The sequence below is a fragment of the Thermogutta terrifontis genome (assembly GCF_002277955.1).
Taxonomy (GTDB): domain Bacteria; phylum Planctomycetota; class Planctomycetia; order Pirellulales; family Thermoguttaceae; genus Thermogutta; species Thermogutta terrifontis.
In genome coordinates this window covers 1,856,788-1,877,480 of sequence record NZ_CP018477.1, presented here as the reverse complement: position 1 = coordinate 1,877,480, position 20,693 = coordinate 1,856,788, and the positions used below count along the sequence as shown (strand labels likewise).

15 protein-coding genes and 1 pseudogene are annotated in these 20,693 nt (G+C 57.9%); 10 read left to right on the top strand and 6 right to left on the bottom strand.

The genetic code is table 11. The annotated features are described in order from the left end of the window. Nucleotides 1–34 precede the first annotated feature (34 nt). From THTE_RS07080 to THTE_RS07065, 4 genes are all read right to left on the bottom strand, one after another. Nucleotides 35–2,380, bottom strand: a complete 2,346-nt coding sequence (locus THTE_RS07080; protein WP_157731877.1) for a hypothetical protein — start codon at nt 2,378–2,380, stop codon at nt 35–37. Between the two features lie 105 nt (nt 2,381–2,485). Next, nucleotides 2,486–2,839 (bottom strand): MazG nucleotide pyrophosphohydrolase domain-containing protein, encoded by a 354-nt coding sequence (locus tag THTE_RS07075; protein ID WP_095416811.1) that lies wholly within the window; start codon nt 2,837–2,839, stop codon nt 2,486–2,488. Between the two features lie 61 nt (nt 2,840–2,900). Beyond that, nucleotides 2,901–3,788, bottom strand: coding sequence for an HAD family hydrolase (locus THTE_RS07070; RefSeq protein ID WP_157731875.1), 888 nt, complete (start codon nt 3,786–3,788; stop codon nt 2,901–2,903). Nucleotides 3,789–4,061: 273 nt separating this feature from the next. Beyond that, on the bottom strand, nt 4,062–5,864 hold the full coding sequence (locus THTE_RS07065) for a TIGR03960 family B12-binding radical SAM protein (RefSeq protein WP_095416810.1): 1,803 nt from the start codon (nt 5,862–5,864) through the stop codon (nt 4,062–4,064). Between the two features lie 349 nt (nt 5,865–6,213). Here THTE_RS07065 and THTE_RS07060 point away from each other — a divergent pair, with 349 nt between their 5' ends. From THTE_RS07060 to THTE_RS07025, 7 genes and pseudogenes are all read left to right on the top strand, one after another. After that, complete coding sequence (locus tag THTE_RS07060; RefSeq protein WP_207651802.1) at nt 6,214–7,500, top strand: protein-L-isoaspartate(D-aspartate) O-methyltransferase; 1,287 nt, start codon at nt 6,214–6,216, stop codon at nt 7,498–7,500. A 282-nt stretch (nt 7,501–7,782) separates the two neighbouring features. Beyond that, nucleotides 7,783–8,604, top strand: a complete 822-nt coding sequence (locus THTE_RS18565) for a TIGR03000 domain-containing protein (RefSeq protein ID WP_157731873.1) — start codon at nt 7,783–7,785, stop codon at nt 8,602–8,604. Nucleotides 8,605–9,201: 597 nt separating this feature from the next. After that, nucleotides 9,202–10,212 carry an aspartate-semialdehyde dehydrogenase gene (locus THTE_RS07045; RefSeq protein ID WP_095414762.1) on the top strand — a complete coding sequence of 337 codons (1,011 nt, stop codon included), beginning with the start codon at nt 9,202–9,204 and terminating at the stop codon, nt 10,210–10,212. A gap of 75 nt (nt 10,213–10,287) precedes the next feature. Then, nucleotides 10,288–11,154 (top strand): tRNA pseudouridine(38-40) synthase TruA, encoded by an 867-nt coding sequence (gene truA, locus THTE_RS07040; RefSeq protein ID WP_207651801.1) that lies wholly within the window; start codon nt 10,288–10,290, stop codon nt 11,152–11,154. A 97-nt stretch (nt 11,155–11,251) separates the two neighbouring features. Continuing rightward, nucleotides 11,252–12,463: a glycosyltransferase family 4 protein gene (locus THTE_RS07035; RefSeq protein ID WP_338064587.1), complete on the top strand. Its 1,212-nt coding sequence runs from the start codon at nt 11,252–11,254 to the stop codon at nt 12,461–12,463. A 214-nt stretch (nt 12,464–12,677) separates the two neighbouring features. After that, nucleotides 12,678–13,553, top strand: a complete 876-nt coding sequence (locus tag THTE_RS07030) for a serine/threonine protein kinase (protein ID WP_157731871.1) — start codon at nt 12,678–12,680, stop codon at nt 13,551–13,553. A 166-nt stretch (nt 13,554–13,719) separates the two neighbouring features. After that, a pseudogene (locus THTE_RS07025) lies at nt 13,720–14,670 on the top strand (acetyl-CoA carboxylase carboxyltransferase subunit alpha); the annotation flags it as partial. A gap of 572 nt (nt 14,671–15,242) precedes the next feature. Here THTE_RS07025 and THTE_RS07020 read toward each other — a convergent pair. Together THTE_RS07020 and dtd are read right to left on the bottom strand one after the other, a co-directional pair. Continuing rightward, nucleotides 15,243–15,794, bottom strand: a complete 552-nt coding sequence (locus THTE_RS07020; protein WP_095414759.1) for a CvpA family protein — start codon at nt 15,792–15,794, stop codon at nt 15,243–15,245. A gap of 49 nt (nt 15,795–15,843) precedes the next feature. Then, nucleotides 15,844–16,326, bottom strand: a complete 483-nt coding sequence (gene dtd, locus THTE_RS07015; protein ID WP_095414758.1) for a D-aminoacyl-tRNA deacylase — start codon at nt 16,324–16,326, stop codon at nt 15,844–15,846. Nucleotides 16,327–16,674: 348 nt separating this feature from the next. Here dtd and pdxA point away from each other — a divergent pair, with 348 nt between their 5' ends. The 3 genes from pdxA (at nt 16,675) to THTE_RS07000 (ending at nt 20,671) form a co-directional block, all read left to right on the top strand. Then, entirely contained in the window at nt 16,675–17,736 is a 1,062-nt protein-coding gene (gene pdxA, locus THTE_RS07010) for a 4-hydroxythreonine-4-phosphate dehydrogenase PdxA (protein WP_095416806.1), read from the top strand. 441 nt (nt 17,737–18,177) lie between these two features. Beyond that, nucleotides 18,178–19,332 (top strand): hypothetical protein, encoded by a 1,155-nt coding sequence (locus THTE_RS07005; RefSeq protein WP_207651800.1) that lies wholly within the window; start codon nt 18,178–18,180, stop codon nt 19,330–19,332. A gap of 517 nt (nt 19,333–19,849) precedes the next feature. Then, entirely contained in the window at nt 19,850–20,671 is an 822-nt protein-coding gene (locus THTE_RS07000) for a hypothetical protein (protein WP_157731869.1), read from the top strand. The last annotated feature ends 22 nt before the right edge of the window (nt 20,672–20,693 follow it).

Genomic DNA, 20,693 nt, shown 5'->3' with positions numbered 1-20,693 from the left:
GCGTGTTCTAAAACTGAAGGACGTCCTGTTTTTTCTAACTGTTATTTTTTTCGGGACTGGCCGTTTGCATCGCCGAAGTTTCGCCCGGGGAACGAAGCACGGGCAAGATAAATCGCCAGAATACGTCGTTGCTCCACCTCATGGAAACGGGATTTTCACCATTGTCCAGTGTAACTCCAAACTCGGGCCATGGGGCTTCTGCCTCTCCTGGTGGACGCATCCGCCCGACCAACACGGCCCGTCCATTCAGAACGGCATCCGTCAGATCCAGGCTGGGCCAGTACTCGTGAGAGAGCTGCGTGTAGGCTTTCCCCCCGGCCGCCTGATAAAGCCCCATCATTCGCATGATGTAGCCGACATCACGGGATGCTTGATCGTAAGGCTGCACTTGCTGGTGTGTCTGCAGATGGGGGCCTTTCCCCTCGAAGAGAACATGTTGCCCGTTGAGCCACGAGCGTAATTCCCGGCGGTCCTCGCCGATTCCCGCTTCCCAGACCTGGCCTGGTTCCAGCGTACCGACGGGATATGCCCAGTTACCGTACACGATAACGCAATCCTCCAGTGTGATAGCTGAGCGATTGATGATCCGCCCGCGGAGCGTACCATCACGGTCTCTCAACTGCCAGTCGAGCGGCAGGTCACGGAGCTTTCCCGTCCAGATGGCCCACAGTCCCCGCGTCACCCATTGTCCTACGGGCAGCCCCTGAAAAACATGGCCATCTTCATTGACGTACGCACCCGGCAACAGCATGACGTTGGCAGGACTTTCCATCCCACCCAGGCCATGACCGGGAATGCCCAACCAACCGAACTTCACATCGTGCATGCTGATATTCGCGGGAATATCAGTCCGCAATTGTGCTCGGTATGCCGCCGGCCGCGGTGAGTACATATTGGCCCAGCAATTTCCGCGAAGCTGACCGTCCTTCAGGTCAATGTCCACGCACACAAGTTGGCGGACATGTGGAACATTTCCTTTGTGGGAAGCCAAAGCCATCCCCACCAATCCCGCCAAAAGAATCAGCGTGGGAAAAGTCACCCACGTCCACCGCCGATGTTTGCCAAGGAGCCCGCAAAGCCAGTAATCTAAAGGGCCAATGATCGCCAAGTAGAGGACCGTCAAACCGGCGACCCAGGCAAAAGGCACGAAGGGAACGCCAGGAAACACTTCCAAAGCGGCCCGCAGTTGCCCCGCCAAATCTGTGTAACCATAGTGCATCAGGGTTCGTGATTGGGCCACGCTGGCCTCCTCTTCCCGCGAGGCCTCTTCGTTACCCACCAGCCAAGCGATGAAGCGATCCCATTGAGGCCAGTCCACAAGGGCCCGATGGCTCACGTCGATCGTTACTGCGACAACAGTGCCCAGGCCCAGGCCATGTCGAATGACAAGCGGCACGTTTCCTTCCCGTACGGTGATCAGGCCGTCCTCAAGCTCGAATTGCTGAGCCACCAGCGGCGCGTCACTACGGCGGAGGATCACCGGTCGAGTGGCTTTCACCAGGCTTTCCAATCCCGTGGTCCTGCGCAAGGTGATTGCGCCAACGACAGGTCCCGGCGCAACCCAGGATAGCAGTCCTTCCTTCTCCAGCAGCGGACGGACCATCGTTCCGCCAGAAAAAACAATTTTTCCGCCCGCTTCCACCCAATGGCGCAGTGCCGACACAATCTGAGGAGAGTCGGCCAGTTCCTGGATGAAACGTGCATCATCTCCGGTGCACAGGACGACCGCACGAAAGCTCTGATACGCAAGCCAGTTCCGCGGGAGCCGTCCGACCTCGGTCACTTGGCACCAGTAATTGCCCCGCCGTGTCCAATCCCGGAAAAACCGCCCCAAGTCGCCCGGCCCAATCCACAGAAAAAGCGGCACATGGGCAGGCACAACGAGCGGGACCTCTCCATTCCCCATCGCCTTGCCGCGAAAGGTCACAGCGGCGTTTGAGCCATCCTCCCCTTTCCATCGGACTTCCAGGGAGGTGAGAGTCTGCCCGATCTGGACGAGCACCTCCACCTCTTCCTCGCCTCTCCCTCGTAATGAGACCTTCGTCAGTTCGTAGGAGCACAGATTTCCAAATCCGTCGGGCACGACGACGGCCAGTCGGCCGGTTATCTCTCGCGGGCTGCGGAGCGTGATCTTTACCGGCGTCCATAGCCCGAGTTTGTACACCCCGCCGACGCCCACTCGACACGCCACAATCTCCACCGAGGCCTCCTCGAGCTGCTGCCCCGCCGCACGATTTGTCGGGATGTTCTCAGGAGCCTCGTCCGCAAGGGCTGGGACGCCAAATAGCAAGAGTGCCAAGAGGAATCCTGGCATACACTTCAGCCGAGGAGATGTTTCATAAATAGTGCGGTAGCGCCCACTGCTAAATCGCTGTGCCATCGTCAAAATGATCCGGAACGAACGGGAAAAGCCCACGGATGTTTTTCAGTCTCTTTCAATCACGCTGAAAGATTTTGGCCGAATCTGAGTTCGGGAATGGCCGTGTTATGGTTTTCCTGAATCGGGGCATACGCATACAAACTTCCCACATCCAGGACATCCCTGCCCATATTTATGCCGAAGGGCCTCCGTGAGGTCCACCTCCGCCACGTTGGCGATGGTCGTCAACCAGGCGATGACGTCGGCGAATTCCTCCGCCCGTTGCTCCCGTGTCCCGTTGCGGAGGGCCTCCGCGAGCTCACCTATCTCCGCGACGAGCCACATGAAGGTTCCTTCGATCCCCCGCGCAACGTCCTTCTCATGATACATGTTACGAATAAGACGCTGAAAATCGGAAATGGTAATCTCCGCCGACGGAGTCGGTTCGGGTGTTCGACTCGGCACGTGATCTTCAGTCATCGCGATTTTGTCCAGATTTCCCAAACGGGGCCACGTGCATGGGTATGGCTTCTAAGGATACTCAGGCGGTTTGCGGCACGCGTCCCTCCAGAATCAGGGTGATGGCATGGGCCAGACCGTCTTCCTCGTGGGATGGGGCTACCCAGTGGGCGGCAGCCTTGACCTCTTCACACGCGTTTCCCATCGCAATACCCAGGCCCGCCCCAGAAATCATCGCCAAATCGTTGACATCATCGCCCACTGCACAAATTTCGCCAGGTGTTATTCCCCACTGATCGGCCACCCGACAAACTGCCGACCACTTGGTTGTTCCGCTGGGCATCATTTCGCAGAAAAACCCTTCGTAGCGGGGGCTTTTGAGGACGTTGGTGGTCAGCAGGCCTGGCAGCGTGCGGTGCAACTCCGCCGCCAAGCCCTCCATCTCCTCTCGCGTTCCCAGAGCAAAGGCAGCAAAGACATCGGGCGGGGGATCCTTTTGGAAGTCATTCCACACGCGATGACACCCAGGATTAAGCTCCAGGTAGCGGTCCAAATACCCATTTCTGGGCCCGCGGGACTCCACGTAGTAGTCGAAGCCGTCGGTGAACGTGTCACCCAAAAGTGCCAGGGGAAACCCCGCCCTGCGGACAGCCTGGACCACCCTGCGCAAAAGCTGAGGGGGAAAATCGGCCCGCCACAGCGTCCTGTGGCTCTCGGTCTCCTTGATCAGCGCTCCACTGGAGCTGATAACCGGCGTGGACAACCCCAACTCCCGGGCAACGGGTACAACCCGGCTGTAACGCCGGCCCGAAGCCAGCACCACCACCATCCCCGCGCTCATGGCCGCTTGAATGGCCTGCCGGGTCCGTTCGCTTACATCGTCGGTGCTGTTGACGAGGGTCCCATCAATATCGATGGCCAGCAGCCGCAACTTTGCTCGCACCGATTTGGTCTCAAACTCGTTCTGCACGGGTATTCCTGTAATCTGCTCACGCGAATCGTCGGAAGTCTCGTTCCAGCATTTCCGCGGAGAGTCCACCGATTGGTATTTCGAGCCCTTACTCCCAGAAGGGGGGCATTGATCAACAGTTGGCCCGACCCATAGCGAGGGCTAATCCGTAAATTCCATCTTACCGCGCCCCTTGCAAAACTACACCGGAACGGTCAAGGTCGAGCGGCTCAGTACCCGTTGACCCGTTTCGAAGAAAGGCCTTGACAGAGCGTTTTCGGAGCTCGCCAGTGCCTATGCTTGCGTGCCGACCAATTGGACCAGTTGCGCGGCGGATCGCTGATGTTCCCGTTCCAGATAAGCTCGCCCCTGCCGAATGGCAATGTGATCCCACGGCAGCAGGGCATCCGTGTCCCAACGCCGGTGGATGTATTCTTCGGGTGAAAGACCCAGCTCGTGAAAGACTTCCCACCAAATCTGGGGGTTAAATTGGTCTGTCCAGCCGTCAAATCGTGCTCCCCGGTGCCACGCCAGCTCGATGGCTTGGCCCATCCGCCAATCTCCGCGAGTTAACATTCCTTCTACGAGGCTGCTCTCGATGGAGTGGCATTTGATTTCCAAGCTCCGCATCCGACACCGACGGCGCAGAAACTGGTGCGCGGCGGCGAAATACTCACGACGCTGCATCGCCTGCCACTGGTAGGGTGTGTGTGGCTTGGGGACGAAGTTCGATACGTTGGCCACCACTGTGGCGGGGCGGCCCAAATATGGCCGGGCCAATCTGGAAATCTCCTCCGCCAGGTCCACAATTCCCGCCAAATCCGCCTCGCGCTCCCCAGGAAGGCCACACAAAAAGTACAGCTTAACCCTTTGAAATCCTTTCTGGAAAGCCCGTTTGCACCCCTCAATAAGGTCCTCATTCCGGATCGGTTTGCCGATCTGCTGACGCATGTCATCCAGTGCCACCTCCGGTGCCAGTGTCAAGCCCGAATGCCTTTCCGGCGACAGGAGTTCAGTTACAACTCTCAACTGTTCATTCACCCGAAGGCTGGGAACCGAAATAGCCACGCGCACAGGATCAAACACTCTTTTGAGTTCCCGGACGAGCTGATCGAACAGGGGATAGTCGCTGGAGGACAGCGACAGCAGTGCAATCTCACTCGTGCCTGTATTGCGGTACGCCTCCCAGGCGGCCTCGACCAGTTTTTCCACAGGCCTATAACGCAGAGGGCGTTTGATCGTGGTGCTTTGGCAAAATCGGCATCGCCAGGGACAGCCCCGCATAATTTCCAGCGAAATGCGATCCTGAACGACCTCCACATAGGGGACAATTGGGGCCCGCGGCAAGGGGTACTCCGCAAACTCTGTTAAGATCGCGGGAACAATCAGTCCCGGAACAGTGTCTTCACGCGGGAAAACAGCGGCCAACCCTGTGGAGGGTTGGATCTCCCGGCGATACAGGCGCGGAACATAGGCCCAGGGAAATCGCCGCGCTAAAAGCAAAAGGGCTTCTTCGCGGGAACATGCCGTGGACCGGGCTTCCAACCAGGCGTCGCACACTGCCGGCAGGCTCTCTTCACCATCTCCCAGAACGAAGAGGTCAATGAACCTGCTCATGGGTTCAGGATTCTGGGCGCACGGGCCTCCCGCGATGACCAGAGGATCCTCCAGATCGCGGTCCTCCGCGCGGAGAGGAATCCCGCCCAGATCGAGCACCGTCAAAACATTGGTGTAGGAAAGTTCATACTGGAGCGAAAACCCTACCACGTCAAAATGCGAAAGCGGCGTGAACGTCTCCAGCGAGTAAAGGGGCACGCCCAGCTCTCGCAATTTCTGCTCCATATCCCGTGCCGGAGCGAACACTCTCTCGCACGCCCAATCGCTCCGTCGATTCATCGCATCGTAGAGAACTTGCAGACCGTGGTGACTCATCCCAATGGAATACATATCCGGCAGGCACAGGCATACCTTGCCGCGGACTGTCCGGTGGTCTTTAACCACGGCGTTCAGTTCGCCCCCCAGATACTGGGCGGGAGTCTGAACATTCGGCAAAATCCTCTGGGCCACAAGAGTTTTTAGTTCCTGGTTTATTGCCATGGACATCCCCTCATCTATCCGTTTGAAAAGTGTATGTGTGCAAGAGAGCAGTGACCGACGGGGAACTTGGGCACTGCCTCCACGCATCCCCTCCTCATTTGGAACTACTCTTTCATTGTTAGGCCATGCAGGAATAAAACAAGGCGAACGGAACCAAAGGAGATCGCTCCAGTAAACGGGAAACCCGCCGCACCTGGATCGACACGACCCGTCATTGGTGCTTCTCCCAAATCTGGTGTGTACACTAAAAAGTGATCTGCGGATTCCGGTATGGTCCCTGCTCAATAGACAAGCTCGGGCTGGAGCAGCGGCTGTGACCGTGAATCAAAGTTTTTGGGAAGCGTTATGTATGGGAAGTCATATCCGCTGGTGCTCGATGACAGGGAAAGTTCTCAATCCATGGATAGCCGGTCTGGCAATTCTCGGCCTTTCGATTTGCCTTGTTGACGGTCCGGCGGCAGGGCAGGGGGGGCCTCGCGGAGCAGTCCTTTTTGACCGTCTTCGCCAGGAGATGGTCAAACGGGACATCATTGGCGGCGGCATCACGAATCCCCGCGTCATCGAGGCCATGCTTCGCGTCCCTCGACATGAATTTGTCCCACCGGACCAACGGCGGCTGGCTTACATGGATATGGCGCTACCCATCGGTTACGGGCAAACAATTTCGCCGCCCTACGTCGTGGCCTTCATGACGGAGAAACTCGATCCCCAACCCACGGATCGGGTCCTTGAAATAGGCACCGGAAGCGGCTACCAGGCCGCTATCTTGAGCGGACTGGTCAAAGAAGTGTACACGATTGAGATCGTCGAACCTTTGGCACAACGGGCAGCCGGCACCCTCAAACGACTGGGCTATTCCAACGTCTTCGTGAAAGCGGGAGACGGCTACCTGGGCTGGCCAGAACACGCACCTTTCGACAAAATCATCGTGACCTGCTCCCCTGAAAACATTCCTCAGCCGCTGATCGATCAGCTTAAAGAGGGTGGGAAAATGGTCATCCCGGTGGGGGAACGCTACCAGCAGATTCTGTACCTTCTGCGAAAGGAGAACGGCAAACTCGTCAAGGAAGCACTCCAACCAACGCTGTTCGTGCCCATGACGGGCCAGGCCGAGGCCCAACGCCAGATCCAGCCTGATCCTGCAAATCCGCGGCTTGTTAATGGAGATTTCGAAGAGGAGTTGGATGAACTCGAATCCCCGCCGGGTTGGTATTACTGCAAGGAATTCGAGGTTCGCAGGGGAGGGGGTGCGCCCTCAGGTCAGGCTTACATTGCCTTCCGCAATCAGCAGCCGGGCCGACCCGCCCGCGCACTCCAGGGGTTCGCCGTGGATGGCCGGGAAGTCCGGGAACTGATGCTAACCTTCTGGGTCCGTGGTGAAAATATACGTCCTGGGCGAAGTTTGCAGGAATCGGCGGGTGTGGTGATCACGTTTTTTGGAGAAAGCAGGGCACCGGTCGGGGAAAAGGCCATCGGACCATTCCTGGGGAGCTTCCCCTGGCGAAAAGAAAGCCACCGCATTCCGGTGCCCTCGGAAGCGCGGGAAGCCATCCTTGCTATCGGAATGACGGGGGCAGTCGGGACAGTGGCTTTCGACGCCCTGGAACTCCAGCCACTCGCCACTCGCCAGAGGTAGCGGTTACACCGCTGTTCGTAAAACGCCGAAAGCCCTTATGGGACTATCACCGAAACAAAGAAGGACGCGCGAACTGTGCGACCGCACCACAAGCTGTTTTAAAAGGCGCAGCTCACAAGCCGTGCAGGCGTGACGATTGGCAAATTTTGCGCGACCTGCTTGAATTTCGCAAGCCTTCCAGACTATCTTAGGAGAAGTGCAAGGCGCACAGGCCTCGCTGGATTCGGCTCGAGAGGTTTACATCTGCGGTGAGCGGTTACTTTCATGAAAGGAACCCTGGAAATGTCACGGATCAGTGCAAGTGCGTTGCTGGGGACAATGCTTCTGGGATTGGCAGTTGTGCCCAACACAGCTCAGGCGTGTTGGGGATGCTGCGGCCACCGAGTTTGGTATCCTGGCCCGCTGGCGGTGGTCAGCGCATGGACACCGTGTTGGAGCGCTTACGACCTGTGTCCGCCGTGCGATGTTTGTGTGGATCCGTGCTGTGATGTGGAATGGGTGCTGGGAGTTCGTCCAGGCCCGATCCGACGGCTTCTCTTCGGTCCTTACCGATGGTATCCGGTAGTAGGTGGGGCGTGCGCGGTTTGTGGTGTTGCCCCGTGCGAGTGCGAAGCGCAAGTTTTGACCATGCCTTCCACTCCGACGCCGACACCTCAACCGGCGCCGCAGCCGACTCCTGGTGTCTCACCAGCGCCTCAACCGGCTCCGGCCACTCCCGGTCCCGCCCCGGGAGTCTCCCCCGGTGAGCCACCCATGTCGCCATCGGCGATCAATCCGACAAGTTACTCCGTGCCGCTGGCAAGCCCCACTCCTAGCCGGGCGGACAGCGGACTGATTACCGTGTACGTCCCCGCCGAGGCCAAGGTCATCATCAACGGGATGGTGACAAAAAGTACAGGAACCCGCCGCGAATATGTCTCCTACGGTCTCGCCGAGGGGCTTCAGTACAAGTACACCATCACGGCCCAGGTAGAACGGGATGGAAAAGTTTACGAAGAAACTCGGGAAGTGATTCTTACGGCCGGGTCGAAAAAAGGCGTCGCTTTCTCCTTCCAATTTCCGTCGGAAAACCTGGCAGGAATCACCAGTGGCGACCGCCTGTGACGCCTCACTGAACTTGGCCGGACTTTGCTCGGCTAAACGAATTTCCCATGGCACCAGAGACGTCTGGTGCCTTTTTGCTTTGTGTCTCCTGAACCATCCCCACTTTTGTAAAAGCTACGAAATCCCGCGGGCGCAGAGTTTCGTTGGGGCAATTCGTGAATTGCCGCAGCCATTTTGACCAGCCACTGCACCCAGCAGTTGGGATGCAGCCGATGAATTGGGTCATCCCAGCGTTGGGCTGTGGTCCAGGCAACCCGTTCCTCCGGGCAAAGTTCCGCTCCCATCATGCCCGCGTGGGCCTTCGGGTTCCTATTGGCGAAGGAAAAGTGGGGATGTGCCAATTGTTCCCCGCCTCCATAGCGATCAAACCTTCGCGTAAAATGGAAAAGTTTTGTGGATCCGGTCTTCGAAAATGAGGCCCTCTAAAAGACACCCGATCGGAACGAGCCGACAGTGTTTGTCGGATCCCACGTGAAAATCTGACTTTTACCGCACGAACTGAGCGAACAATTGCCCCACTCGTGGTGTCAGGTGGTGGCAGGGACATTGGTGAACTGGAAACACACGAGCCGTACCGTGAAAGAGGAAGGAGGATCCATGTTTCGTTCGCTGGCCGTCGTAGGTGCCACCGGCGCTGTTGGCCGAATTATGGTCGAATTATTGGAAAAGAGCGCGCTTCAATTTGAGAATATCAAGTTTTTAGCCTCCAAGCGCTCGGTGGGCAAGACGCTCACGTTCCGGGGACGCGAGTACTCGGTCGAGGAACTCCGGCCGGAGGCCTTCGACGGCGTCGACCTGGCTGTCAGCAGCACCCCTGACGAGGTGGCGCGAGAGTTCATCCCGGAAGCCGTCAAGCGTGGTTGCGTGGTAGTGGACGAGAGCGCCGCCTGGCGAATGGATCCCGAGGTGCCTCTGGTCATACCAGAGGTCAATCCCCACGCAGCGTTCCGCCACAAGGGGATTATTGCCAGCCCCAACTGTTCGACCACGCAGATGGTCGTGGCACTCAAGCCGCTGCACGATTATGGACGTGTCAAGCGAGTCGTGGTGAGTACCTATCAAGCGGCAAGCGGTGCCGGGGTAGGGGGGACAAAAGATCTTATCGAGGGTACTCGAGCCTACCTGGAAGATCGTCCTTATCAGTACACCACGTTTGCGCATCCCCTTGCTTTCAATCTCATTCCCCAGATCGGCTCCCCCAAACATGCGGGATATACTTCAGAAGAGATGAAAATGGTGCTGGAAACCCGCAAGATTATGGAGGATGAGAGCATCCAAATTTGCGCCACCTGTGTTCGGGTTCCGGTTGCCAACTCCCACAGTGAAACCATCCTCGTGGAAACAGAAAAGAAGATCACGGTAGAAAAGGCGAGGGAACTTTTTGCCAGCTTCCCAGGAATCGTCGTCGTGGACGATTTGCCCAACAAGAAATATCCCATGCCAATGGACTGCACTGGTCGTGATGAAGTCTTCGTGGGGCGAATTCGGGAAGATCTCAGTTCACCAAACGGATTGGTGTTCTGGTGTGTGAGCGATAACCTCCGCAAAGGTGCGGCCACCAACGCCGTGCAAATCGTTGAGCTGCTGATTCGCGGTAGGCCCAACTGACAGCCCTGGGCAACAGAGGCGGCACTATCCTGTTGTCATAGCAGGCCGGCGGTCGATGTAGGTTTGACGAATCACGTGGTGCACCAAGACAGCACAGTGCAGGGCGCGGACGACGCGGTACGTTGCATCAGGCTCACCCTTGCGTATGATGGCTCGCACTATCTGGGCTGGCAAAAGCAGCCCCAGGGAAAAACCATCCAGGGCGTTCTGGAAGAGGCCCTCCAGCAACTGACCGGCGCTCCGACCCGGGTGCTGGCAAGCGGTCGGACTGACGTTGGTGTTCACGCCCTGGGACAGGTCGCTGCCTTTCGCACCAAAAGCCGTCTGGGCTGTCCGGTCATCCAGCGGGCCCTCAACGCCCTGCTGCCATCGGATATCGTTGTACTCTCGGTTGAAGAGGTCCCCCTCTCGTTTCATCCAATCCGCGACGCCCGCCGCAAACGTTATCGCTACCTCATCTGGGACTCGCCGCTCAAGCCGGTCTTCCTTCGCCAGTATGTATGGTTTCTTGGAAAACCTCTCGATGTGCAGGCCATGGTCGCAGCGGCGGCTTACCTCCTGGGAGAGCACGATTTTTCCGCGTTTGAAACAGGCGGAGCAAAAAGGAAAACCAGCGTCAGAACCGTGTACGAACTCACTGTCACCCGCCGCCATCCTGGACTCCCGAACCTTATCACCGTGGAGATCGAAGCCAACGGGTTCCTCTATAACATGGTTCGGAACATTGTAGGGAGCCTGGTTGAGGTTGGCCGGGGAGCATACGCCCCAGCTTGGATGCAACAGGTCCTGCTTCGCAAGGATCGGCGGCTAGCCGGACCAACAGCCCCCGGCAGCGGCCTGTTCCTTGTCGGCGTCTCGTACAGCGACACCCCTGTTGCCTCGAGTCCTGATCCCTGGGACCTTTTCACCACGCGCGGGCACAGCTCTGCATCGTGCGACTGATCATTTCAGCTTCAGCCACTACTGAAATCGCCCCCTGCTTACCAATCGCGTTTTTTCGGTTGGATAATCACAATGGAAGTAAGGTCAAAACGGAAGCTTGAACCAGTCTGCACTCCTTAGCCGTCGGTTCGAAGATACGGTGCGCATCCTTCACATCATTACGCGATTGATCCTCGGCGGGGCCCAGGAAAACACCCTTTTAACTTGTGAAGACCTTATCCGAACGTACGGGGATGATGTCCTGCTGGTCACAGGCCCGCCACTCGGTCCAGAGGGGAGCCTTCTGGAGCGGGCAAGGGCAGGGGAAGTCCCCACGGTCGTTGTGCCCTCATTGCGTCGGGCGATTAACCCCGTCCATGACATCCGTGCGTACCGGGCAATTTTTCGCATCATTCGCGAATTTCGCCCGGACGTCGTCCACACCCATAGCGCTAAAGCGGGCATACTGGGACGGGCTGCTGCCTGGAGGCAACACGTCCCCGCGATCGTCCACACGGTGCACGGTGCTCCTTTCCATCCCTATCAGCCGCGACTGGCGAGGTTATTCATCGCGGCCTGCGAGCGGTGGGCGGCCCGGCGGTGCCACCGCCTCATCAGTGTTGCCGATGCCATGACGGAATTGCTTGTTAGCGCGGGAGTCGCTCCCCGTGAAAAATTCGTGACAATCTACAGCGGGATGGAAGTCGAGCCCTTTCTCCAGGCCGGGGAACACCGCCATAGGATGCGTGAACAACTCGGTTACAGCGAGACTCACTTTGTCGTGGGCACCATTGCCCGGCTTTTCCATCTCAAAGGACACGAGGACATCCTGCGGGCGGCCGGGTACCTCATCCCGCGTTTTCCCCAGGTCCGCTTTCTTTGGGTAGGCGATGGCCTGTTGCGAGCTCGGCTGGAACGCCAGATTCGCCAGGCGGGCTGGAGTAGTTACGTCCGTCTGGTGGGTCTTGTCCCTCCTGAGAAGCTACCGGAATATCTGGCAGCCATGGATGCGGTGGTTCATCCCAGCCTGCGGGAGGGTCTCGCGCGCGTTTTGCCCCAGGCGCTTCTTGCCGGAAAGCCGGTCGTCAGCTACGACGTGGATGGTGCACGAGAGGTTGTGCAGACTGGAGAAACTGGTTTCCTTGTCCCAGCTCGCGACTGGGTGGGCATGGCCCACGCGATCGCGCAACTGATCGAAACTCCAGCGCTGGGGTCCCAGTTCGCAGAGAGGGGACGACGCTTGTGCATGGAGCGTTTTTCCCATGAGCGGATGACCGCGCAAATCAGAAAGGTATACGAGGATGTCCTAAAAAATCGGCAAGATCAGTAGGTCGGGCATGATACTTAGAACAGACAGACCAGAAAAAATGTGCCGGCGTTGCCTATCTTTCGTCATTGTTTCTTTCGGAAAAAGCCGTTAAGATGATGCGGATGGTAAGTTGCAGGGGTTTCCCGGGCAGCCGCGCCCCGCAGCCAGCAACCGGGTGTTGACAATCGGGCCAAACGAGCAGGGTATTGTTACAGCAACAGTTTCAGGTCATCCCGTGACTTCGGCAGCTACCTTCATCGGGCCTTACCGGCTGATCAATCCCGTCTATTTTGGGGCAACGACCCAACTGTGGCAGGCTTACCACGACGCCACCCATCGATACATCGCGCTGAAATTCCTCCAGGAAAAATTCCGCACCGATCGGGAGCAAATTCGGTCGTTGCGGTGGGAGTACCAGGTCGCGAGCCAGTTCGACGACGAGCGAATCATCAAGATCTACGAATTCAACATCGATAAAGGCATCCCGTACCTCGCCATGGAATGGTTCAGCGGGGGGAACATGAAATCTCTCATCCGCCGCGGGTTGCCCGAATACGCCCATCTGGTCCGCAAAATCATTTTCCAGTGCATTGAGGGCGTCTCCTACCTTCACCGCCAGGGGTATGTGCATCGGGACATCAAACCCGAGAATTTTCTCGTATCCAACCAGGGCGATGTGAAGCTCATCGATTTTGCTTTGTGCCGCAAAATGGCTCCCCGGATTCTGTGGTATCTTCGGCCGAAGGCCAAAATTCAGGGCACGTGCAGCTACATGTCGCCGGAACAGATTCTCAACAAACCGCTCGATGGACGGGCAGATCTGTACAGCCTGGCTTGTACCATCTTTGAGCTGGTGTGCGGGAAGCCCCCGTTTACCGGACAGAATCAAACCGAGTTGCTGAACAAGCACCTCAAGGCCGCGCCGCCGCCACCGGAGGCGTATAACCCCAATCTGACCCCGGAGTTCTCGCGAATTTTGCAAAAGGCCCTTGCGAAGAGACCGGCGGACCGGTTCAAAACGATAGGGGAGTTCGCCGGCGCACTTTACGACGTCCAGATTTTCAAAGAACCACCGGTGGGGGAAGTAACGCCGGAGATGGTCAGTGTTTAGAAAAGAGTATTCCGCATGCATATTTGTCGGAAGTTTTTTCGTTGGGGAATAAGAGTCGCGTCTGTTTGTTCGGACATGGCAAACCAGTGACGATTTAACAGCAGTCCAGATTGTTCAGTATTAAATTGATAGCTTTAACCCCAATTTGAAAAGGAAGAGTTGTTCTATGAGCGAATATCGACTGGCTTTTGAACGTCCAATTTACGAACTGGAAGCTCGTCTGGAAAAACTGGAACGGCTTGCTCAAACGGACCCCGCGGCGCGGGAAGAACTTCAGCAGAAACGCAAGGAACTCATCGATCTGATGGTCCAAATATATTCCAACTTGAAACCATGGGAAGTTGTGGAGGTTGCTCGGCATCCCGACCGGCCTAAGACGAGCGACTATCTCCAGCTCACCTTCGACGAGTTTGTAGAACTTCACGGGGACAAGTGTTTTGGCGACGATCGAGCCATTCGCACGGGCTGGGCCAAACTCGACACGTTTAAGGTGATGGTCATCGGTCACGAAAAGGGCAAAAACACCAAGGAACGCCTGGCGTGCAATTACGGCTGCGCCCATCCTGAAGGTTACCGTAAAGCGATGCACAAGATGAAGCTGGCGGCTAAGTTTCGGCTGCCCATCGTATGCCTGATTGATACACCGGGAGCATATCCTGGCATTGGCGCCGAAGAACGTGGCCAGGCCCAGGTGATCGCGGAGTCGATGTTTCTGATGTCCAAATTGCCGACGCCGATCGTCTGCGTCGTGATCGGCGAAGGCGGCTCCGGGGGAGCGCTTGCCATAGGGGTGGGCGACCGCGTGGCCATGCTCGAACACGCCTATTACTCGGTCATCAGCCCCGAAGGATGTGCCGGCATCCTCTGGAAGGACCGGCAGTACAAAGAGGAAGCCGCGCGGGCGCTGAAAATGACCTCCAAGGACCTCATTCAGCTCGGATTGATCGACGACGTCATTCCGGAACCGCTCGGCGGGGCTCACCGCGATCCCTTCCAGATGGCCTCGCGGCTGAAACTTTACCTGCGAAACACCCTGAAGGAACTGACCGCCATACCGATCCCCGAACTTCTGGAAGCCCGCTACCAGAAGTTTCGCCGCATGGGCGTCTATCTCGAAGGTGGTGAGGCGGTCAGTACCGCGATGCAACCAGCCGCCGCGAACAGCGACGCGTATTCTCCTGCGCAGGAAATTGCCGACGAGGGAGCAGCAGGCGACGCGTGACCCCGGACCAACGCAAAAGCCAAGACTGGGCTGGCGCGGATCCGACAAACCTAGCCGGAACCCCGGAAACGTGCCCGTGCATTGAACGGGCACGACAGTCGTGCTCCTCTGAACATAACTTGGGTGCCACCTGTCAGAGCCGGCTTTTCCACGTTGGATCATTGGTGTCCTCGCAAGAGCCGTGACTGGCGGGCGATCGGAGGGAAACTTATGGCCAGGAGAAACAGCCGAAGACCGTCACAACACCGGCTTTACAACGTCCGATAATGTTTCTTATGTTCGGTCAGATAGGCCGTTTTTCGGCCACTTTGTAAGCTTTTTGGACCGTCGCCCATTAAAAGTCCTCGGCTTAACGCGTCCCGCTGAACAAGAGGCTGTTCGGTGCCGATTCTGCGGCCAAACCGCTCCCGATTCGCCTGAACAATTCAGCGATCTCGATCAGAGTGTGACGACAAGCCAGAAGTTTTTCACGGTACGGTGGGCGGGAACGCCGGCGGCTCTGAAAACTGTTCCTTGAATTTGTGAATGGTCTCCCCTACCGAGTTCCGCACCTCCGGCGGAAGAATTCGCACCGCACGCGGCAACAAGGCCGCCACCCAGGGTCCGGAGTGCGACTCCAGCACCAGCCGCTTCGTTCCCTCCGACAGTGTGATCGCAAAGAAGGTCAACACAAAACACAAAAGAATCCCTTTTGCTAACCCCAGCAAAGCCCCCATTTGCCGGTCAAACCCCTCCAATCGCACCCGCTGAATCCACTTGGCCACATAACGGAACACAAGCCAGATGATCAGCGAGCACACGACGAAAATGAGCAACATCGCGAGATAACGATTCCATGGTTCCTGGCGGCTGAGATGGGGCGCAACGGAGGGACTCCATCGCACGGCTGCCCAGGCGCTGACGACAAGTGAGCTCAACGAGGCCACCTGCCAGGCGAATCCGCGTATTGCTCCGTAGACCGTCGTCCATAAAAGAATGAGGCCAATCACCAGATCATAAATAGGAATCCCGCCTATCACCGCTTCTTCCCTCCTTTAACCGTGAAGCGATTCGCTTCAGCCCTCTCAGTCATTCTACCACACCCGGCCCGGCCCTTCGGGGACGGCTCAATTCATCGCTATCCAGGAGGATTGTCACGGGACCATCATTGAGCAGTTCCACCTCCATGTGTTCGCGAAAGCGTCCAGTCGCGACCGGCAGGCCATACTCCCGCAGGATCTGCACAAACTGATCCACCAGTTTTTCGGCATCCTCGGGCGGCGCGGCCTTTGTGAAACTGGGACGACGTCCTTTGCGGCAATCCGCCAGCAGTGTGAACTGGCTGACTACAAGAACGGCCCCTCCCACCTCGGCCAGGGACCGATTCATTTTGCCTTGTGCATCCTCAAATATTCGTAATTGAGCCACTTTGTCAGCAATCAGTTTTGTTTCTTTTTCGGTGTCTCCGACGGCAACACCTAAAAGTACAAGGATCCCTTTCTTTATTTCGCCCACAATTTCCGTATTGACTTTTACTCGCGCCCACTGGACGCGCTGGATACACGCTCTCATGGCATCAATCCTCCGCTAAAGAACTCAATCAGGAGAAAGCAGGGCGGTGGTCAATGCTTTCTGTTTCAACCAAAAATACCCAGCTAAAAACATCAGCCAAAAACAGAAGACGGCACCGCCAATATAGGGAAATACTGTCTTGGTCAGAGGCACGCGCTTTCAGGGAGTCGGAAATAGCCCCGTTTTCTCAGTGGTCGCCAATCACCGCGGGTTTTTTGACCGATTTTTCATCCTGTGTTGCCGCCCTTTGATCACTCTTTGCTACTTGCCATGATAAAATGAGGGGCAGAAATGTGGGAAGATCGCCATGAGAGGCTGTCCGGCATCGAGGAGCCGGGGGAGGGTATCATGAGCCCGATTGACGAACGACCGATCATCGCCATCACGACGGGGGATCCGGCTGGCATCGGTCCGGAAATTGTCGCGGCTGCGTGGTCCGATCCGACCGTTCACGAAGTGTGTCGGCCGGTGGTGGTCGGGTATTCGGAGTTTCTCCGACGGGCAGCGGCACTGCGACGCTTGCAGCTTCAAATCACCTGCTGTGACGAACCCGCGCGAGCCCAACCCTCACCGGAAACTCTGGTTTGTATTCCACCGGGCAGCGATCGGGCACCGGCTGTGCAAATGGGTCGCATCGATCCTAAAGCCGGTCAGGCCGCCTACGAAGCGATCTTGCTTGGCACAGAACTGGCGCTCGCCGAGAAGGTCGATGCTCTCGTGACGGCTCCGATCAACAAGGAGGCCCTTCACGCAGCGGGGCATCGCTATCCAGGACATACCGAGCTTCTCGCCGAGCTGTGCGGCGTCAGTCAGGTAGGGATGGTGCTCTACCTCGGGCCAGGGGCACCGCTGAAGGGGCCGGCTGGGCTGGCAATCGTGCACGTCACCCTGCACATGGCGATGAAGGAAATCTTTCGCCATCTTACGGCTGAGGCCATCCTCAACAAGATCCGCCTCATCTACGATTTGACCCGGTGTCTGAAAAACGGCGCGCCACGGATTGGAGTGTGTGCTCTCAATCCCCATGCTGGCGAAAACGGTCTATTCGGCAATGAAGAAAACCTCCTCATTACACCCGCGGTGCGTCGTGCCCAGGACGAGGGACTTCCCGTGGAAGGTCCGGTCGCCGCCGACGCCCTGATGGTGCAGGCGCGTGATGGCCGGTTCGACGGGGTGGTGGCCATGTATCACGATCAGGGCCATATTACGCTCAAATTGTTGGGCATGCACCGGGCAGTCAACATCACGGCGGGACTCCCCATCATCCGGACCAGTGTGGCGCACGGGACGGCATTCGACATCGCCGGGCAAGGGAAAGCCAACCCGGGAAGCCTGATCGAGGCCATTCGCGTGGCCGCCCTTCTCGCACGGCACCGGCGTCAGAGTAGATCGCCCTCCGGCACAGCATAAAAAGGATGTCGCAATTCCTCGCCCGGTGGAACCTGGCCGCGCGTGCGCGAACCGGATGACTCCAATCCGATTCCGTCAGCTTCTCGCTTCCCCAATCGACTGTTGTTATGCGGGCTCCTCCCGTCGGAGCTGCGAAACGACAAGGGCGATAATCTGGCTAATGTGTCGTTAAGTGAGCAAATTTGGCCAAAGTATACATGCTGCGCATCGGCTCTGGTATGCGCAATGTGACGCATTTGCCGGATTTACCAAAGAGAACCGCGCGGGGCTGTCGAAGAATACCCTCAGGAAGACCGCGTTGAAAGCATCCGGCTGTGGACCCTGCGTGGCCCTACCGAATGCGGAGAGTCGTCAATTATTGTCGCTCAGCGCGGGTCACCATCGAGAGGAACGAGCAGTTACGGGATCACCGACATCCTGGTGTGTGAGGGGGATAACCCGATGAGATGCGGAGCTGCCCTTTGTGTGGTGTTAGCGGTCGTTGCAGGTTGCAAGGGCCCGTTCCAACAAAACCTTCCGCCTACCCAGCAACTTATGGAAATGGGTCCTGGGGTGGGAGGCCCGGGTCCTGGCGTCCAGCCACCGTACGCCCCTATGCTGATGCCGGCGCAAGTGCCGGTCTCACAGATTAACTTTATTGGTCCAGAAGGAATGCAGGTCACCTGGGACGTTTCTGCACCCGGCGCATTTGACTCGGAACCCCTGGTTTGCCCGGGGCGGTACAACTTTCCGCAAGGCGCCATTTATCGGTTGAAGTTGACAAATATTCCCGGTCGGCCGGGCGTTGAGTTGTATCCCACGTTGGAAGTGGCCCCCGCAATGCCGCGGACCGAGGCATTCATCGCCCACAATGCGATTCCCGTGCAGTTCACGGATGAGGACTTCGATCAGGTCCTGAGCGGGAATTTTGTCACCAAGGTGGTTTACCTCCCTGATCCCAACTATCAGGAGCTTGCCGTTGCAGGGGCAGAAACCCTTGTGAGCACCCGGTTGGATCCAGGAGTGGACCCGATCGTCGAGGCCGATCGCCGCGGGTCGATCCTTGCGATCATCCGCATGGGAAACCGCGACCTTCAGGTGCCCGGGGATGTGGCAAGCGTCGGACAGGACGTCGTTCCTGCGGGTGGTCAGGCCAACGGAATGGGCCTCCAGGGGACCCCGTTCGCCGCTGGTCCTGCAATGGCCGGGGGCGGCACAGTCCCGATGAACTACATTTCGGGCGTGACGGGGCCTCAATACGGCATGCCCATGAGTGGCACACCCATCGGTCTACCAGGACCACCCCATGTGCCGCTGGGAGGTCCAGCCGGTCTCCAGAAACACGTGATGCGGAATCACACATTCGTCCACATCCCGCATCCTACCCAAAAAGTGCGGATTGATGTCAAGCAGTCTCCGGGAATTAACTACCCGAAACCCGCCAATCACGCCTATATCCATGAACAGACAACACCGGGTATGACCATTTTCCGGCAACCGCACTCTTATGGGCATGAGGTGATCGATGCCACGGGGCAACCGGTTGATCAGCCCATGTACGTCGATCCCGGCGTAGACGCGAACGGCTCCACGGCGAGCAGCCCCCCTCAGCAGTAACCCGGCACAGCCCTTCACGCACACCCTTTGATTATCCTCCGACGGGAAGCACCAGCCCGTCGTGCCCGTCCGGCACGACGGGTTTTTTGTTGGCAGTCGGATGCCACCCGGACGCTCGCTTGGCGTGAAACTTGGGCCTGTCGGTGGCGCCTTCCCCGGCGTCCGTCGAACCGGAGGGGCACGCTCGTCGTGCCCACCGACACGGAATGGAGCATCCAACGTTGACAGGCGGACCTGACAAGCAGGTCCCTCCGGCCTCCGGGCTGAAACTCGCCCCTGCCCAAGGCGCTGTCCAGGTCCGTGCCTGTTTCTAGGAGCACACAGGTGGTGATGACTCAGGTGCTTCTGAGGTTGAACAACCGGAACTTTTCAAGACGCATGGCAATTGGACGAGATGAGAGGACACTCGCGATGGACGCAAATTTGTTGATGGAAAGGCTCCACTTTTGCCGACTTTAAGGGTGAATCCGGTCAAAACAGTTCTGCCGCGAATGTCCAACAACGGAGAGGTCTGACCGTGCAGGCGGTTCATACAGGCACACGTCCCCCCCGGTTCAGCCACCGGAGCCCGACTATCGTCGCTCTCCTGGTGATGGGGTGGGTCTGCTGCCTGGTAATTGCCCCATTCTGGGGCGTCGCCTCCGCTCAGACGACCGGCTCGCAACCAGTTTTTTCAATTCAAGCGCCGCCGGGGCTGGTGGGGGCCACCCGAGCGGCAGGGCCCGGGCCGGTGGCCAATTATTTTCAGCCGGTGGAAATTCGCGGTCCACACGGCTTACAAATCGCCTTCGCGGATAGGAACGGCTTCACCGAGTTCCACAATCTCCCCGTCACCGTGGGGTTGCTGGTCGGTCGCGTTTACCGGTTAAAGGTCGCAGGCATTCCTCAGGCTGAGGGCGTTGAACTTTTCCCTTCCCTGGAGGTGATTGATCGGCTCTATCCGCCACCGGGGCAGGAACGTCATTTTCCGATCATCGTGGAGCTGCATCCCGACGACTTGCGGCTGGCCACGGCGGGGAAATATGTCACCCGAGTTATCTATTTGGAGGATCCGCAGCAGGCACTTCCCGTAGCGGAGGGAAACAGCGGCCAACTCTGGTTCGAAGTACGTCCCGACCAGGATCCTCTGGCGGTGGCAGATGCGCTGGGGCGTCCGCTGGTGATTGTACGGCTGGGCGGTCGCATTCCGCTTCCGGAAGAGGAATCCGACCCGGCCTTTTTGTTTGGCTCACCGCCCCTGGTTGTTTTCCCACCCAAGGTGAAGGTGTTGCCTGGTCCTCCATCGCGGAATTCCCCGGCCACGCTACCACAGCCGACACCGGAGGGCCGTCGTCCATGAATGGGAGCGTCAATCGGACTGA